Origin of the sequence: Sphingobium sp. YBL2 (assembly GCF_000943805.1) — a bacterium.
In the GTDB taxonomy this organism is placed as follows: Bacteria; Pseudomonadota; Alphaproteobacteria; order Sphingomonadales; family Sphingomonadaceae; genus Sphingobium; species Sphingobium fuliginis.
In genome coordinates this window covers 282,041-298,761 of sequence record NZ_CP010957.1, presented here as the reverse complement: position 1 = coordinate 298,761, position 16,721 = coordinate 282,041, and the positions used below count along the sequence as shown (strand labels likewise).

General features: G+C 63.4%; 16 protein-coding genes. 10 read left to right on the top strand and 6 right to left on the bottom strand.

Annotated features, from left to right (window positions below; translation table 11 throughout):
- The first annotated feature begins 186 nt into the window (after positions 1–186).
- Together TZ53_RS24925 and TZ53_RS24920 are read left to right on the top strand one after the other, a co-directional pair.
- Entirely contained in the window at positions 187–456 is a 270-nt protein-coding gene (locus tag TZ53_RS24925) for a CopG family ribbon-helix-helix protein (RefSeq protein ID WP_044663547.1), read from the top strand.
- Positions 453–746 (top strand): type II toxin-antitoxin system RelE/ParE family toxin, encoded by a 294-nt coding sequence (locus TZ53_RS24920; protein ID WP_044663546.1) that lies wholly within the window; start codon positions 453–455, stop codon positions 744–746. The genes TZ53_RS24925 and TZ53_RS24920 overlap by 4 nt, the downstream gene beginning before the upstream one ends.
- Before the next feature lie 139 nt (positions 747–885).
- Here TZ53_RS24920 and TZ53_RS24915 read toward each other — a convergent pair whose 3' ends face one another.
- From TZ53_RS24915 to TZ53_RS24890, 6 genes are all read right to left on the bottom strand, one after another.
- Positions 886–1,626, bottom strand: coding sequence for an energy transducer TonB (locus TZ53_RS24915; protein WP_052628307.1), 741 nt, complete (start codon positions 1,624–1,626; stop codon positions 886–888).
- 266 nt (positions 1,627–1,892) lie between these two features.
- Positions 1,893–2,816, bottom strand: a complete 924-nt coding sequence (locus tag TZ53_RS24910) for a hypothetical protein (protein ID WP_197565263.1) — start codon at positions 2,814–2,816, stop codon at positions 1,893–1,895.
- A 161-nt stretch (positions 2,817–2,977) separates the two neighbouring features.
- Complete coding sequence (locus tag TZ53_RS24905; protein ID WP_044663545.1) at positions 2,978–3,637, bottom strand: FABP family protein; 660 nt, start codon at positions 3,635–3,637, stop codon at positions 2,978–2,980.
- A gap of 283 nt (positions 3,638–3,920) precedes the next feature.
- Positions 3,921–5,234 carry a chloride channel protein gene (locus TZ53_RS24900; RefSeq protein WP_044663544.1) on the bottom strand — a complete coding sequence of 438 codons (1,314 nt, stop codon included), beginning with the start codon at positions 5,232–5,234 and terminating at the stop codon, positions 3,921–3,923.
- 63 nt (positions 5,235–5,297) lie between these two features.
- Positions 5,298–6,215, bottom strand: a complete 918-nt coding sequence (locus TZ53_RS24895; RefSeq protein ID WP_044663543.1) for a YihY/virulence factor BrkB family protein — start codon at positions 6,213–6,215, stop codon at positions 5,298–5,300.
- Between the two features lie 128 nt (positions 6,216–6,343).
- Positions 6,344–6,832, bottom strand: a complete 489-nt coding sequence (locus TZ53_RS24890) for a MarR family winged helix-turn-helix transcriptional regulator (RefSeq protein ID WP_172668358.1) — start codon at positions 6,830–6,832, stop codon at positions 6,344–6,346.
- A 275-nt stretch (positions 6,833–7,107) separates the two neighbouring features.
- Here TZ53_RS24890 and ectA point away from each other — a divergent pair, with 275 nt between their 5' ends.
- From ectA to TZ53_RS24850, 8 genes are all read left to right on the top strand, one after another.
- A complete protein-coding gene (gene ectA / locus TZ53_RS24885) occupies positions 7,108–7,587 on the top strand; it encodes a diaminobutyrate acetyltransferase (protein ID WP_084694453.1) in 480 nt (159 codons plus the stop codon).
- 33 nt (positions 7,588–7,620) lie between these two features.
- A complete protein-coding gene (gene ectB, locus TZ53_RS24880; protein ID WP_044663541.1) occupies positions 7,621–8,925 on the top strand; it encodes a diaminobutyrate--2-oxoglutarate transaminase in 1,305 nt (434 codons plus the stop codon).
- Positions 8,926–8,935: 10 nt separating this feature from the next.
- On the top strand, positions 8,936–9,349 hold the full coding sequence (locus tag TZ53_RS24875) for an ectoine synthase (protein ID WP_044663540.1): 414 nt from the start codon (positions 8,936–8,938) through the stop codon (positions 9,347–9,349).
- A gap of 24 nt (positions 9,350–9,373) precedes the next feature.
- Positions 9,374–10,309, top strand: a complete 936-nt coding sequence (gene thpD, locus TZ53_RS24870) for an ectoine hydroxylase (protein ID WP_044663618.1) — start codon at positions 9,374–9,376, stop codon at positions 10,307–10,309.
- A 6-nt stretch (positions 10,310–10,315) separates the two neighbouring features.
- Entirely contained in the window at positions 10,316–11,563 is a 1,248-nt protein-coding gene (locus TZ53_RS24865; protein ID WP_044663539.1) for an MFS transporter, read from the top strand.
- Positions 11,560–12,906: an MFS transporter gene (locus tag TZ53_RS24860; protein ID WP_044663538.1), complete on the top strand. Its 1,347-nt coding sequence runs from the start codon at positions 11,560–11,562 to the stop codon at positions 12,904–12,906. The genes TZ53_RS24865 and TZ53_RS24860 overlap by 4 nt, the downstream gene beginning before the upstream one ends.
- Positions 12,903–14,150, top strand: coding sequence for a mechanosensitive ion channel family protein (locus TZ53_RS24855; protein WP_044663537.1), 1,248 nt, complete (start codon positions 12,903–12,905; stop codon positions 14,148–14,150). Before TZ53_RS24860 ends, TZ53_RS24855 begins: the two co-directional genes overlap by 4 nt.
- A 208-nt stretch (positions 14,151–14,358) precedes the next feature.
- Entirely contained in the window at positions 14,359–16,689 is a 2,331-nt protein-coding gene (locus tag TZ53_RS24850; protein WP_238320205.1) for a membrane-bound PQQ-dependent dehydrogenase, glucose/quinate/shikimate family, read from the top strand.
- The last annotated feature ends 32 nt before the right edge of the window (positions 16,690–16,721 follow it).

The window sequence follows — 16,721 nt, the reverse complement described above, 5'->3', positions numbered from 1 at the left end:
CCGATCGCTTCGTGGAGACGCGCGAACCTGGTTTCGGCTTCCCGCCGGCCCCGGCGCGCGGCATTCCGCCTGCGCCGTCATTCCTGACGCAATCGAGACGTTGCTTCATCAGCACGAAGCGAGGCGCAGCTTGTCTTTCTGCAAACTTCCGATTAGATTTTAATCGATCTGATAGCAGGGGATGAAATGGCAACTGAAACGAAGGTTCTGACGGCGCATGTGCCACTTTCGCTTGCGGAAAAGGTCGAGGCAATGGCTTCCCGGCTGGAACGCTCGCGCGGCTGGGTGATGAAGCAGGCGCTCGCCGCCTGGGTCGATCAGGAGGAAGAGCGCCATCGGATGACGCTCGAAGCGCTGGCGGACGTCGACGCGGGCCGGGTTATCGATCATCAAAGCATTCAGTCATGGGCGGACAGCCTCAGCACAGACAAGCCGCTGCCGCCGCCGGCAAAATGAAGATACAGTGGACCGGCAAGGCGTCGTCGGACCTGGTGCGCCTTCATGAGCATCTGCGCCCGGTAGCGCCGGAAGCTGCGGCACGGGTCGTTCAGCAGCTTGCCCGGGCGCCGGACCGGCTGCTCGACTACCCGCGGATCGGAGAGAAGCTGGAAGCCTATGAACCGCGCGAGGTGCGGCGGATCATCGTCGGTCATCACGAGCTTCGCTACGAGATTGCGGACGCCATCATCTTCATTCTGCGCCTGTGGCACTGCCGCGAGAATCGCAGCTTCGATTCCGATGACTGAGCCATGGCCGCTGGAAGAACGGCTTTGGCCTGAGGCGACCCCTGCTACCGGTCGTCGCGTCCACCCCATCCGCTACACCTGAGCGGCCGTTTGCGTTGCGCCCGAACGCCCGCGCGGCAGCAGAACGGCATGGCGGCTTTCAACCTTTCAGCAGGAAAGGAATTTCAACGACGCCGCGCACGCGTACCGGTTCTCCGCCCTGGATCACGGGATTCCAGCGCCAGCGCCGCACCGCATCGAGCGCGGCGTCATCAAGCCTCGCAAATCCGCTCGAGCGGCTCATGGCGACGGTCTCGACCGAACCGTCAAGGGCGAGGGTGAGCATGAGAAGGACGGTGCCTTGCTCCCTCTTGCGCCGACTCTCCAGCGGATAGCGGGGCGGCTTTCCCGCAATCATCTTTGCGCCAAGATCACCGTCCTGGACGAAGCTGGACGGCGCGGGCGTCGTTACGCTGGCGATGGACGGAACGGAAAAGCTTGCAGGCGCGGGAGATAGCGTCTGGTATGGCGGCGCTGGCGCCACAAGCTGCGGCAAGGCCCGGGGTATCTCGATGAGAGGTGGCGGAGCCATGATTTGAGGATGCGAAGGCCCAGGTGGCGGCGCCTCTGCCGGCGGGGGAGGCTGTGGCGTGAGATTGATGACCGATAGTCGTTCCGCCTTGCGCGGATGACCGTGATGCCGCGCCTGCATGATCACGAATATCAGCGCGGCATGGACGGCGATAATGAGCGCGATGGCGGGCAGGCTCGCGCGGCGATCCGCCCCGTAGCGCGCTGCGGCCATGTCAGGCGCCGGCATGCTGCCGACAGGTCGGACGTGCCCAGGCCGGGGCACACGAACCGGCCCGGTCCGTTCGATATCATGTGCGATCGCGAGCATCGCCAAGTCCCTTATCCTATATCCGCCCGGCCGCGCTCTTCCAGGGAGCGCGAATGGATAATCACACCACTAATGCGAATCAAGAGCAGTTATTGCCTCGATTCAGGCCGATATCGCTTTTTTCTGCTCATGAAGGATCGTCGGGCAGAAATAGGGGCCTGGATAAGGAAGCGGTATGCCTCGGGCGTGTTCGAGACCGGATCAGGGAGCCAGGACCGCCCTTGCCGGGCAGGACTGGGGACGAAGGCGCGCGAGGCGCGCTTTTCTCACGCCTTCCAGTGGGTCGGCGACTGGACCTGTTCGTGTCCTCTCGCGGCGACCAGAAAGGATGGAGATACCGCTTTGGGTCTGAATTTCAGCTTGCGGTCGCACGAGCCCATTGAATCCAGGACGAGCCGGTAATCCGCAAGAGCCTGCATCCGTCCTGCCTCACTTTGTGACACATTGGCGTCAGGAGGTGGAACCGGTGGAAGCGAGCACGCCAGGCGATACCATGGCAGCGTGTCGCGCGCGGGAGGCTCGATGGCATCGGCGATGAGTTCGGAAAAGGAAATGTTCCACTCGGGTGGGAGGCCAGGGCGGTGCCGGACGGTGATCGAGGCATAGGATCCGTCCTGGGTACTGAGGAAAATCTGCGTTCTCCCCTCCCCCAGCAAGGCGCCTGGCACGTGCAGCAAGGAACGAACACCTGTAATCCTGGGCGGTCCATCGGGCGAAACGGCCGCTCGCAACAGGCTGCGCAACTGGAGTTCGCGTGCGTTGCTCCAGCGCAATTGCGCGGTGGGGGTGACGAGTTGCAGCTCTCCAGGCCTGCCGTCCACGCCGCGGGCGAAGATAAAGACCTCCTCCCCCTCCAGATCGTCGGCCTTGCCTCGCCAATCCAGCGGAAGATCGACCAGATACCGCACGGAACGGCCAAGGGGCTTGCGGCCCGCGAGCAGGGTCTTTGCCTGCGCCTCGACGTAGAAGCGTGTATAGCCGGGAAGAGCGGCTTGCGCGCGCTGCGGGTCGATCGGGATCTGCGTTTCGATCCGCACCAGCGCAATCATCCCCGCCGAGAAGGAAAGATCCGCCAAATCCGCGTAAGTCGGGGATCGCTCGAACAGGGTTTGTGCGTGAAGGGCCGAAGGCTGGGAAACCCATGAGGCTGCCAACAGACCCGCGACAAGCATTCGCGAAGTGAGCGGCATATGGCATTCTCCTGTCGTTCCCGGGGTCGGCCGGTCCGGCCGGCCGCGCGTCACCATCGGCAAATTAACGGACATATCAATCTGTTGGCAACCCGGTCTCGACCGGCGCGGCTGTCAGTCGAGTGGGGAGACGGGGGCCCTGGCTGCATCATGCCGGTCAATCATGCGTCGACAGGAGCCTTCCGTGTTTCGCGCAGGATCTTAGCCCAGGGGTTCAGGTCGGGCTCGGCAATCTTCGTGAGGATATTGGTATCACGATGCAGGAATGGCGTGTCGCGGCCGCGCACCAGCAGGCTCGTCTCGGACACATAGGTCCACGAACCATCGGCGTTGAAATCGACCTCTATCCTGTAGGAGTCGGTGCGGAATGCGAGTTCGAGAAAGGTGGTCGAGCAGATGCCATATTCCGTCTGGCCACGCTCCGCCGTCAAGCTCAGCCGGGTCGCGTCCGGCGCGGCATGACCTGCGGCGATGGCGACCTGGCCGCGCGGGATCGCCACGGTCTGCAGAATAAGGCCGGTGGCCGGCTCCCAAAGCCAATATCCAACCTGATCATGGAAGGCGATCTGGTCTTCCGGTGTGTTGATATGAACATGATAACGCAAACCATAGAAGAGTTGCGGCCCATTGGTCTGCGCATCAATCGGCTGCATTTCGATGCGCTCATAATAGGCCCGCTGCTCGGGCCCGTCCGCCTTGGGATTGAGGTCGACGCCCCGATGCCCTTCCCAGATGCCTGCCAGGCGGCGCAGCGGCCCAAGGTTGGCCAGCGTGTCCGAAGCGGCATCGGGTTCGGTGAAGATGTCGTCCGGTATGTCCATGGATGCTTCCCCCTCGACTATAGTATCCCGCCGCCTCGCCATGCTCGACACCTGCCACGATTGGGCTGTTGGCCGTACGCGCCTATGGCCAGTGTGACCTGGAAGCTCCTAGCGGCCGCAATTTTCCGGGATCAGCCGGTCAAGCCGACTGCACACCACCATCGACAAGTAACCGACATATCAATCCTCTGGCAACCTTCCGTCCACCGGCGTCCTGGCGAAGGAACCCGTTACCGGCACCGGAGGCGCGGGGCAGAGCGCGACCGTCAAAGGCGCGATGATGCTATGGGTGAGCCTTGTGTTCGGGACTGCTCTCGAAGCGGCGGGAAAGGCCGTGATAGAGGCGCTCCTTGCTGATCAGTTGAGCGGCGAAGTCGGCGATGAGCGCGGTCGCCAGAAGCGGCATCATCAGGCCGCGGCTTGCCGTCGTTTCCGAAATGATGATGACAGCCGTGAGCGGCGCCCGCACGACGCCCGTGAAATAGGCGACCATCCCCAGCAGGACGATCGCCCCGGCAGGATAGGCCGGGAACATGCTGCGGAGCACGTCGCCGATCCCCGCTCCTACGGACAGGGACGGCGCGAAAATACCTCCCGGGATCCCGGAAACCGCAGTGGCGAGTGTCGCCGCGAACTTCGCCGCCCCGAACCATATCGGCACGTCTGAGCCTGCGATGACAGCATGAGCGGTCTGATAGCCGGTCCCCCAGGTGAGGCCTGTGGCGGCGCCCAGGAGCGCCACTACCAGTCCGCATCCTGCCGCGAACCGCACCGGTCTTTCCCGCATCCAGCGTATCGGCGTCCTTGTCGAGCGTCCCATGCCCAGCATGAAGCGCGAGAAACAGGCTCCCGCCAGGCCGCCAATCACGCCGGCGACCGGAGCGGCCACAAGCGCCTCATGGACATTGAGCGTCTGCCGCATGACGCCAAAATAGACATAGTCGCCGGCAAGCCCCAAACTCACCATGCCCGCGATGAGTACAGCGGCCATCACCAGCAGGGCCATGCGCTGCTCATAGGCCGCCGCAAGCTCCTCGATGGCAAAGGCCACCCCGGCCAGAGGCGTATTGAACGCGGCGGCCACGCCTGCCGCGCCGCCCGCTATATAGACCGATGCCCGCAACGGAACCGACATCAGCCGATGCGCATAGGCCATGATCGTTGCAGAAATCTGGACGGTCGGACCCTCGCGCCCGACCGAGGCTCCCAGCAGCAGCCCCGCAACAGTCATGACCAGCTTCACGATGGCGGTCCGTGCCGAAACCAGCCGGTTGAGCCCATGCTCGGGATCACGAGAGGCGGCCATCACTTGTGGAATGCCCGACCCGCTTGCCGCAGGCGCAAGCTTGCGGGTTGTCCAGACGATAGCGGCAAAGCCCAATGGCGTCAGCAACAGATGTGCGGCCGGCCACCGCCTTGCCAGACCGACAAACATTTCGCTCGCCTCGTCCGCCAGACGCGCGAACAGCAAGGCGGCAAGGCCGGTGAGGACAGCGCCGCCCAAAATGGCGATGCGGCGGCGCCAGATCAGGGCCTCCGGGCCATGCCGCCGCAACAATATCCGTAAATGACGCAGTGAAAGGCTGGTTCCTGGCATCGTTTTCCTTCGGCAAGTGTGCCGCCAAGCGTCGCGGTCAGTCAGATGATGGGCGCATGCGCGTTAACGGGCATGCGCCTGTTGCTGGAACAGCGCGCGGGCGGCGCCCATCCTCTGCCCTCCTGCTTCTGTGGGTTCCGCGCTCGTGTCGCATGGAGCCTGCCGCTCTATCTCGGCATTGATCAGGCCACCGATCAATACGGCATAAGCGGAAACGAACAGCCACATGAGGAGCACGACCACCGCGCCGAGCGATCCGTAGGTCGCGTCGTAATTGCCGAACCGGCTCGCATAAAGTCCAAAGCCGAGCGTCGCGGCGAGCCAGAGCAAAGTTGCAAGGCAGGAGCCAAGGCTGAACCATCGCCATCGGACATCGGACCTGTCGGGCGCGAACCGATACATGCCGCCGATGGCGAAGCTGCACAGGGATGCGGCGATGAGCCAGGTCAGCGCCTGCACAGCCGTTGCGCCCACTGGCCCGATCCCGGCGACCAGCCCTTTGGCGAAGCTGAGCATTGAGGCGGCCGCCAGGCCGATGATGCCCACAAGGACCGCTGCACCGGCAAGCGCACTCGCAAGAAAGGTGTTTTTCAGGAACGAACGCCGGTCCTGCCGCTCATAGATGATGTTGAGCGATCCGATCATGGCGCCTGAAGCCCGGGACGCGCCGAAGATCGAGACCAGCAGCGCGATCAGCAGCCCTATCCCCTTCTTATCCTGGGCGCTCGTCGTAAGCTGCGTGAGCTGCTCCTGGATGAGCCGGGCGGCGTCGGCGGGCACGACCTCGAGAATGGTGCGCATATGCCTGGCGACCGTCGCGGGATCGGCAGCAAGGCCGTAGATCATGATGACCGCCGCCAGAAGCGGCACGAACGACAGGAAGACGTAGAAGGCGACACCGGCCGAGAGCAGCCCGAGATTGTGCCGTCCGCTGTTTACCCAGATGCGTTTGACGATCGTTTTCCACGCCGCCGCCCTCATGGGCTCCAATGTCCCGGGGGCAGCGCCTCGGCGCGCCGCGCGTCCCTGTTCTGACATAGACATGTCCACTTCGGTTCATGGTGGGAACGGGGAGAAGGGCGAGGGCCCTTCTCCTGCGAAGGTTGCCCTCAGGAAGGTTCGGACCGGTCGATGAGACCGCTGTCGAGCAACGGGGCGGCATCGATATTCTGCGCATCCATCAGCATCGCCAACCGTTCGACGGCTGCAAGGATCATGGCCTGTTCCCATTGCGGCAGCTTTGCGAACCGCTCGGTGAACGTGGTCTGCAGAAGGTCAGGCGCCTCCGCCAGAGCCTCGACGCCCGGCGGCAGGGGCCGCAGAATGAACTGGCGCTTGTCCTTTTCACTGCGCTGCCGCTGCACGAAGCCGAGTTGCTGAAGCCGGTCGACGATTGCGGTGATCGTGGCCTGACTGAATTTAAGAGCGGTGGCAATGGCGCTGGGAGTCGCCGAATCGCGCGACCCGATCTCGCGCAGGACAAGCCATTGCGAAGGCGTGAGACCGGTCGTCGCGGCAAGCCGGCGGCTGCCGATTTCCGTGGCGCGCAGGACCCGGCGGAGGGCCCGAAGGGTGAGGACGGCAACTTCTGAACTCATGATGGAAACATAGGGAAAATGGCCTTTCCTGGCCAATCCCATCCTTTGCAAACCAAAGCAATTGATAAACTCCTTCATCGGCCAAAGGACCACATCGTGCGCCAAAGGGTTGAAAATCGAGTCTAATGCGGTATCTTCCGCCTCAAGCCAAGAGAGGGGCGCCTGAAATACGAAGAATATACTTCGGGAGATGAATTATCTTTGAGACACGGTCCGACGCGGCTTCATCGCCGCAGCGGAAGCGCGCGCGCCATCGCGATGGCGCGATAGCGGAGATCCGGCTGCGTCTTCCCACAGCGGTTGACGGGCCCTTAGTCACGAAACTTGTTGCAAGCTGCCCTCCGCTCGACGTCAATTCCGCCTACTGCAATCTTTTGCAGTGCACGCATTTTGCGCAGAGTTGCATCATTGCGGAAAAAGCCGGGCAGCTGATGGGCTGGGTGTCGGGCTATCGACCGCCGTCCGAACCAGAGAGTTTTTTCGTCTGGCAGGTCGCTGTCGCGCCGGCAGCGCGGGGGCAGGGACTGGCCGGACACATGATCGAGGCCCTGCTCGCGCGCCCGTCATCTGCAGAAGTCACCCATCTCATCACCACGGTGACGAATGATAATCAGGCATCCTGGGCTCTTTTCGAGGGGCTCGCGAACAGATGGCGTACCAGGCTCGAGAGGAGCCCATTCTTCCACCAGCAAACGCATTTCGCCGGCGCGCATGCCACCGAATGGCTGGCGCGCATCGGCCCGCTCCCGCGCTGACCGCGCGGCCATCCCTCAAGGAGACTTGGCGACATGATCACCCTTCCCCGGCCCACGGGCCGCAAACCCGACACCGCCATCTATGAGCGGCGCGAATCCGCCGTCCGCAGCTATGCGCGCGTCATGCCCCGGCAATTCAATCGCGCCGAGAATGTGTGGATGCACGACAATCAGGGTGGCCGTTATCTCGATTTCCTGTCCGGATGCTCGACGTTGAACTATGGTCACAATCATCCAGTGCTCAAGCAGGCGCTGCTCGACTATATCGCGGCCGACGGGATCGCGCATGGCCTCGACCTGCACACCGACGCCAAGGCGGAATTTCTGGAAACGCTGGAAAGCCTGATCCTCAAACCCCGCCGCCTCGACTATCGCGCGATGTTCACCGGCCCGACCGGCACTAACGCGGTGGAAGCCGCGATCAAGCTCGCCCGCAAAGTTACCGGGCGCGAACTGGTGATCGCCTTCACCAACGGCTTTCACGGCATGACGCTGGGCGCACTCGCCTGCACCGGCAATGCGGCCAAGCGCGGCGGCGCGGGCGTACCGCTCGCTCATGTCGCGCATGAACCCTATGACGGCTATCACGGACCGGAGGTAGACACCGCCGAGTTGCTGGAGCGGCGGCTTGCCGATCCTTCGAGCGGCCTTGACGCCCCCGCCGCCATACTGGTGGAAACCGTGCAGGGTGAAGGCGGCCTCAACGCAGCATCACCCGAATGGCTGCGCAGGATCAATGCCATGGCCAAGCGGCACGGCGCGCTGATGATCGTGGACGACATTCAGGCGGGTTGCGGCCGTACGGGAAGCTTTTTCAGCTTCGAGGGCATGGGCTTCACCCCCGATATCGTCACCATGGCCAAGTCGCTATCAGGCATGGGCCTGCCCTTCGCGCTCACGCTGTTCCGGCCTGAACTGGATCAATGGGCGCCGGGGGAACATAACGGCACTTTCCGCGGCAATAACCATGCCTTCGTCACTGCCACCGCGGCGCTGCGCCATTTCTGGAGCGACCGGCGATTTGAGCAGGACATCGCTCGTCGCGGCGCACTCGTTGCGCGACGGCTGGAGGCGATGGCGGCGCAGCATGGCCTGTCCACCCGCGGCCGGGGCATGATGCGCGGCATCGATGTCGGGTCGGGCGATATCGCCGCCGCCGTCACCACCGCCTGCTTCGAACGGGGCCTTATCATCGAAACCAGCGGGGCGCATGACGAAATCGTCAAGATCCTTTCCCCCCTGGTTATAGACGACGCCGAGCTTTCGGCCGGCATCGACATATTGGAAACGTGCATAGGTGAAGCATTGGGTGCTCCCTACGGCGTGGCGGCGGAATAAAGGAGATATCATGATCGTTCGCAAACTGCAGGACATCCGTAAATCGGACCGAAATGTGAAGTCGCAACAGTGGGAAAGCGCGCGCTTGCTGCTGAAGGACGACAATATGGGCTTTTCCTTCCACATCACGACCATGTATGCGGGTGAGGAAATCCACATGCATTACCAGAACCATCTGGAAGCGGTGCTGGTGCTGAAGGGAAATGGCACCATCGAGGATCTGGGCACGGGCATCACGCACCAGCTTGCGTCGGGTGTCATGTATGCGCTCAACGCGCATGACAGGCACATTGTGCGCCCCACGACCGACATCCTGTGCGCCTGCGTATTCAACCCGCCGGTCACCGGCAGGGAAGTACATGACGAGAACGGCACTTACCCGGCCGAAGCCGACATGATCCGCGCGTCTGCACTGAGTAATTGACCGAAGATGAAAGGGGGCAGTCCCTTGCAAGACATCTACCCATCCCGCCATGCCAAGATGGCGGAGTTTCTGCCGCGCCTCGATCCAGTCGTTCATAGCGCGTGGAGCAAGGACGCGCCAATCGGCAGGGACGAGGCCGCGCAGTTCGAGCGCGACGGCTATCTGGTACTGGAAAATCTGTTTTCCAGCGAGGAGATCGCATTCCTTCAGAGCGAGGCGGGCCAGCTTTTGTCGGACCCGGACGCGCTGGAGGATGAAACGGTGATCAGCGAACCGGGCAGCCGCGAAATCCGTTCGATCTTCCGCATTCACGCGCAAAGCCCGGTCATCGCGAGACTGGCCGCCGACAACAGGCTGGCGAGCGTCGCACGGTTTCTGTTGGGTGACGAGGTCTACATCCACCAGTCGCGCCTCAACTACAAGCCCGGCTTCCAGGGCAAGGAGTTCTACTGGCACAGCGATTTCGAGACCTGGCATGTCGAGGATGGGATGCCGCGCATGCGGGCCCTGTCCATGTCGGTATTGCTGGCGGAAAACATGGCCCATAACGGGCCGCTGATGCTGATCCCCGGATCGCATCGCAGCTTCCTGACCTGCGTCGGGCAAACGCCCGAGGATCATTACCGCATGTCGCTCAAACGGCAGGAATATGGCGTGCCGGACGAGGACAGCCTGGCCGAACTGGCGCACAGGCATGGCATCGTCGCGCCGACGGGCCAGCCAGGGTCGGTCGTGATTTTTGACTGCAACATCATGCACGGATCGAACGGCAATATCACTCCCTTCCCCCGGGCCAACGCCTTTCTGGTCTATAATGCCCTCAGCAACCGGCTCTGTGCACCTTTCGGGGTCGAAAAGCCGCGTCCGGAATTCATCGCAGCGCGAGGCGAGCTGCAGCCGATCGTGCCGGTATCAGGCTCTATGACCGAAAGGACGGGCATGCCAGGCCAGGCCGCTTAAGACATAATGTTCTTGGCCATCAAACCCGTCCGCAGCATTTTGCTGTCCATCTTCATGCTGATGGCGGGCAGCGGCTTTCTGGCGACGCTGATCAGCCTGCGGCTGAATCGGGCCGGCAGCGGCACGATGACGATCGGCATCGTCGCCACCGCTTATTTCGGCGGGCTGATCATCGGGTCGCTGCGCGCGGGAGGCGTGGTCCGGAGGGTGGGACACATCCGCGCCTTCGCTGCCTTCGTCGCGCTGCTGTCGGCGAGTACCCTGTCCTATGTGCTGCTGTCGCATCCGCTGTTCTGGATGCTGCTGCGGCTGGTCGACGGGATGTGCGTCGCGGGCGTGTTCGTGTGCCTTGAAAGCTGGCTTAACGACCGGGCGGAGCCGCAAATGCGCGGCAGCGTGCTGGCCGCCTATATGGTGGCGCTCTACTCCGGCCAGGCTATCGGCCAATTGCTGCTGGGGGCAAGCGGCGCCCTGCCGGCCATTCCATTCCAGCTTGCCTCCATCCTCATTTCGCTGGCGATCATCCCGCTGTGCCTCACGCGCAGTGCCGCACCTGCGCCAGTGGAGGCCAGCGCCTTTTCGATCCGGTCGCTGCTGGCGGCCTCGCCGCTCGGCGCCTGGGGCGCTGTCGCGACGGGCCTGATGCTGGGCGCATTTTATGGGCTGGCGGCCGTGCATGTGAGACGGCTGGGTCTGGATCTGCCCGAAACCGCCAGGTTCATGATGTTCGTCATCCTGGGCGGCGTGGCGCTGCAATGGCCTTTGGGCCGGCTGTCGGATCGACATGACCGCAGGCAGGTGATCATCGGCAGCTTCGCGGCGGCGGCGCTGGTCAGCATGGCGCTGTCGCTCGGCCAGGATGGCCTGTGGCTGACGGGCCTCGGCGCGCTGTTCGGGGGATTGAGCTTCGCGCTCTATCCGCTGTGCGTGGCCCATTGCAACGACCGGCTGCTGGAGACCGAGCGCGTGGCGGCAAGCGGACGGCTGGTGCTTCTCTATTCCCTCGGCGCAGCGCTCGGGCCGCTGCTGGCAGCCGGCGCCATGACCGCCTTTGGAACCGGCGGGTTGTTTCTCTTCATCGCGCTGTGCGCCGGGCTCGCCATGACCGTCGGCTTGTGGCGCCAGCGCGCGTCCGAGCCGGTGCCGGTTAGATATCAGCAGGATTTCCAGGTCCTGCCCCGCACCACGCCCATGGCTTCGCTGCTCGATCCCAACAGCGCAGACGAGACGCTGACCCAAGGACAGACGACATGACCGCGATTTCCAGTCACAGGACGGTAGCCGCCTCCCCCACGACGGCGGGCGACGTCACGTTGCGCCGCGCCATCGCCGCGTCGGCCATGGGCAATGCGACCGAATGGTTCGACTATGGCATCTATGCCTATGGGGTCACCTATATTTCCGCAGCGCTCTTCCCGGGCCCCACGGACGAGGCCGTGCTGTTTGCACTGGCGACCTTCGCGATTTCCTTCCTGGTCCGGCCGCTGGGCGGGCTGTTCTGGGGGCCGCTGGGCGACCGCCTCGGACGCAAGTCGGTCCTGGCGCTCACCATATTGCTGATGTCCGGGGCAACGCTGTGCGTGGGGCTGATCCCGGATCATGCGAGCATCGGCCTATGGGCGCCGGCGCTGCTCATCGCGCTGCGCATGGTGCAGGGCTTTTCGACCGGCGGGGAGTATGGCGGCGCCGCGACCTTCATGGCGGAATATGCGCCCGACGACCGGCGCGGCTTCTACGGCAGCTTTCTGGAGTTCGGGACGCTGGCGGGCTTTTCGCTCGGCGCAGCGCTGATGCTGGGTTTCTCTCTGATGCTGGGAGATACGGCGATGCACGCCTGGGGTTGGCGAATTCCTTTCCTGGTGGCGGCCCCCATGGGACTGGTCGGCATGTATCTGCGCTCGAAGATGGAAGACACGCCGGTCTTCCGCGCGGCCGCGGCGCTGCATGATAGCGGCCCGCCCCCCTCACCCGGCCTGCCGTTGCTGGTGCGGCGGCACTGGCGGCCCATGCTGGTCGTCGGCGGGCTGGTCGTGGCGCTCAACGTCGTCAACTATACGCTGCTCAGCTATATGCCGACCTATCTGCAAAGGCGGATCGGCCTCACAAGCGATCAGGCGCTGATCGTACCGATCATCGGCATGCTGCTGATGATGGCGGCCCTGCCCTTTGCCGGGGCTCTGTCCGACCGGGTTGGGCGGCGAACGATGTGGCGGATGTCGCTTGTCGGCCTGCTGGTCGCGGTCGTGCCGCTCTACATGCTGATGGCGACCGGCCTGATCGGCGCGATCACAGGATTCCTGTTGCTTGGCCTGCTTTATGTGCCGCAGCTTGCGACCATTTCGGCGACCTTCCCTGCATTGTTCCCGACACAGGTGCGCTTCGCGGGCTTCGCCATCGCCTACAATGTTTCCACGAGCATCTTCGGCGGGACCGCGCCGGCGATCGGCAGCGGCCTCATTGGCCTGACCGGCGACGAGCTGATGCCGGCCTATTATATGATCCTGGCCTGCATCGTCGGCTTGCTCGCGCTGCGCTTCATGCCCGAGACGGCGGGCCACTCGCTGCAAGACGATCCTTTCCAGGAGAAGCAGGCTTGATCACCAATCTTCCGGTTTCCAACGACAGCATTTCGACGCTGACCCGCGGCTATGTCACCGAACCATGGATGCAGGGCGGCCTCGCATTCCTGCTGCTGATCCTGTTCGCCTGGGGCGCGAACTGGGTCGCCAAGCGGATCGTGCTGCGGCTTTTGCTACGCCTCCTTGGACAGCTGCCCTTTCATGTCGAGGCCAAGCATATCGGCGCGATCGTGGCGCGGCTGTCGAACATCGTGCCCGCACTTATTATTCAAGGCGGCATCGGGGCAGTGCCGCACCTGCCCGTTGAGGCGGCAACATTCGTGCGCAGCCTTTGCACGGCATTCATCGTCCTGACCATCGCCGTCGCCCTCAATGGCTTCCTCGCGCTGCTCAACGATCTCTATCAGCGCCGCCCGGACGCCGCCCACCGGCCGATCAAGGGCTATGTGCAACTGGGCAAGCTGCTTGTCTACGCTGCGGCCGCGATCCTGATCATCGCAGCGCTCATGGACCAGTCGCCGCTCCTGTTGCTGTCTGGCCTTGGCGCCATGGCCGCAGTGCTGATGCTGGTATTCAAGGATACCATATTGTCGCTGGTCGCGTCGGTACAGATCGGGTCGAACGACATGATGCGCGTGGGCGACTGGATCGAGATGCCGCAGTTCAACGCCAATGGAGACGTCATCGACATCGCTCTGCACACGGTCAAGGTCCAGAATTTCGACAAGACGATCACGACCATTCCCACGCACCGGCTGATTTCGGAGAGCTTCCGCAACTGGCGCGGCATGGCGGAGTCGGGTGGACGCCGCATCATGCGTTCACTGATGATCGACCAGGGCAGTGTCCGTTTTCTGGACGAGGACGACACGGACAGCATGGGCCGCTTCTCCGTGCTGCGGCCCTATCTGCAGTCCAAGCAGCGCGAAATCGAGCAGTGGAATGCCGAGCATGGAGCGCACGGCACGATCAATGGCAGGCGGCTGACCAACATCGGCACCTTCCGCGCCTATGTGCTGGCCTATCTGCAATCGCGCCGCGACATCGCACAGGACAAGACCTTGCTCGTGCGCCAGCTCGCTCCGAGCGAAAACGGCCTTCCGCTTGAAATCTACGCCTTTGCAAACAGCACGATATGGGCAGAATATGAGGGAGCCCAGGCGGATATCTTCGATCATCTGCTCGCGATCCTCCCGGAATTCGGGCTGCGACTGTTCCAGCGCCCCGCTGGCGCTGACCTGGCGGCAATGACAGCCGCGTAACTGTCGGGCCCACTGGCGGGAACCTGCATCGCACAGCCGGACGGCTCGTTCGCTCAAGGGTGAAATCAGCCTCGAACGGAACAGTATGGGTCCGTTTTCCGTTAGCCCTTCACCTTCCACATCGATGGGGTGCGCCATGGCCGAGACTGTTCCGCCGACCAGAACCGGGTCGCGATGGGCGACAACGCTCATGGGAGGCCTGATCGGGATGATTGGCCTGGTCCTGACGATCGGCGGCGCATGGCTCCTCATCATCGGCGGATCGCCTTATTATCTGATCGCCGGCATGGGCATGCTCGTCTCGGGCTGGCTCTTGTACCAGCGGCGAATGACGGGTGCATGGCTTTACATGGCCATCGTTGGCGCGACGATCATCTGGGCATTGTGGGAGGTGGGCACGAATGGCTGGGCCCTCATCCCGCGCGTTATCGCACCCCTGGTGCTGCTGATCGGCGTGCTGCTCATCATGCCGCTGCTCTCGGTCCGCCCCGACCGGTGGAAGCTGGCGGGCGGAGCGATCGCCGGGATTATTCTGCTCACTGCCCTCACCGGCTTTACGCTGGCGCAGGTCAACGAGCCCAGGGCGCGGCTTGCTCTTCCCGTGCCTTCCACCGCTATGGCGGACCCCGCGCTCCTACAGGCTGGCGCCGACTGGCCTGCCTATGGCGGATCATACAGTGCGCGGCGTTTCTCGCCTCTTGTCCAGATCACACCCGCCAATGTGTCAGCGCTCGAGCAGGTCTGGCTCACGCACACCGGCGATCTTCCCTCGCAAGCCGCCAAGAACACCTATGGTGCGGAGAACACGCCGCTGAAGATCGGCGATACGCTTTATGTCTGCACTCCCAAGAGCATCGTCATCGCGCTCGACCCGCGAACGGGGCGCCAACGCTGGCGCTTCGATCCGCGCGTGCCCGACACAGCCATCCCCTATACCGCCGCCTGCCGGGGCGTAAGCTATTATGCTGTTCCGCAGGCGCCGCCGGATCAGGATTGCGCCACGCGGATCATCTGGGGCACGCTGGATGCGCGCCTGTTTGCCATCGACGCGCTCACCGGCAAGCCATGTCAGGATTTTGGGTCGAACGGACAGGTAGACAGCAAGATTGGCATGGGCGAAACGCCTTCCGGCTATGTCTCGATCAATTCACCCCCCACGATCGTGCGGGGCGTGGTTGTGACTGGACATCAAGTGCTCGACGGACAGGACCGCTGGGCTCCTTCGGGCGTCATCCGGGGCTTCGACGCCATGACGGGCAAGCTGCGCTGGGCCTGGGACATGATGCATCCCGACTGGAACGGCTATCCTCCGCCTGGACAGACCTGGGCGCGCGGCACACCCAATATGTGGACGATTGCCAGCGCCGATGAGACGCTTGGTCTTGTCTACCTTCCCATGGGCAATGCCGCAGCGGATTATTATAGTGGCCTGCGCCGAGCGCCTGAGAATTTCTATGCCACCTCGCTGGTGGCGCTGGACGTGAACACGGGCAAGCCGCGCTGGCGCTTCCAGGCGGTGCGCAAGGACGTGTGGGATTATGACTTTGGCGCACAGGCGACGCTGGTCGACTATCGCGGTACACCCGCGCTGGTACTGCCGAGCAAGCAGGGAGACATCTATATTCTCGACCGGCGCACGGGCAAGCCGCTGACGCCGGTCGGCGTGATGCGCGCGCCGGGCGGCGGCGTGGAGCCCGCCCAAAGGTCGCCTTTCCAAATCTATTCGCGTTGGCACACGCTGCGCAAACCCGACCTGACCGAACGCGACATGTGGGGCATGTCGCCTGTCGACCAGTTGATCTGCCGGATCCAATTCCGGCAGGCAAGCTACAAGGGCTTTTTCACGCCACCGGAAAGCAGGCGGCGTTCGATAGAATATCCTGGCTATAATGGCGGCACAGACTGGGGCGGGATCGCGGTGGATCCGCGGCGCGGCGTGATCGTGGCAAATTATAACGACATGCCCAACTATGTCCGCCTAGTCCCGCGTGCAGAAGCCAACCGCAGGGGATGGGCGCCCCGTCAACAGGCGCGGGGCGATATCGGCGGGGCGGAAGGCGCGGGCGATCCGCAGGCGCATACCCCCTATGCGATTGACGTGAATGCCGGATGGCGCATGAAACTCACCGGCATGCTGTGCAAGCAGCCCCCTTATGGCGGCATCCGCGCGATCGACATGGCGAGCGGCCGCACCATCTGGGATCGTCCTTTCGGCACGGCCCGCACCAACGGCCCGTTCGGCATCCCATCGATGCTGCCGATGACTATCGGCACGCCTAACAATGGCGGCGCCGTCGTCACCGCGAGTGGTCTCATCTTCATCGCGGCGGCCACCGATAATCTGATCCGCGCCATCGACCTTTCGACCGGCAAGACGCTGTGGCAACGCAAACTGCCAGCGGGCGGGCAGGCAACGCCGATGATCTATGAAGCGGCGGGGCGTGAATATGTCGTCATCTACGCGGGCGGCCACCATTTCATGGAGACGCCAGTGGGTGATGAGGTGATCGCCTATTCTCTCCCCCAGCCGGGCAGGTAAAGAGCACGGATGCCCGAGTGCGAATACGCGAA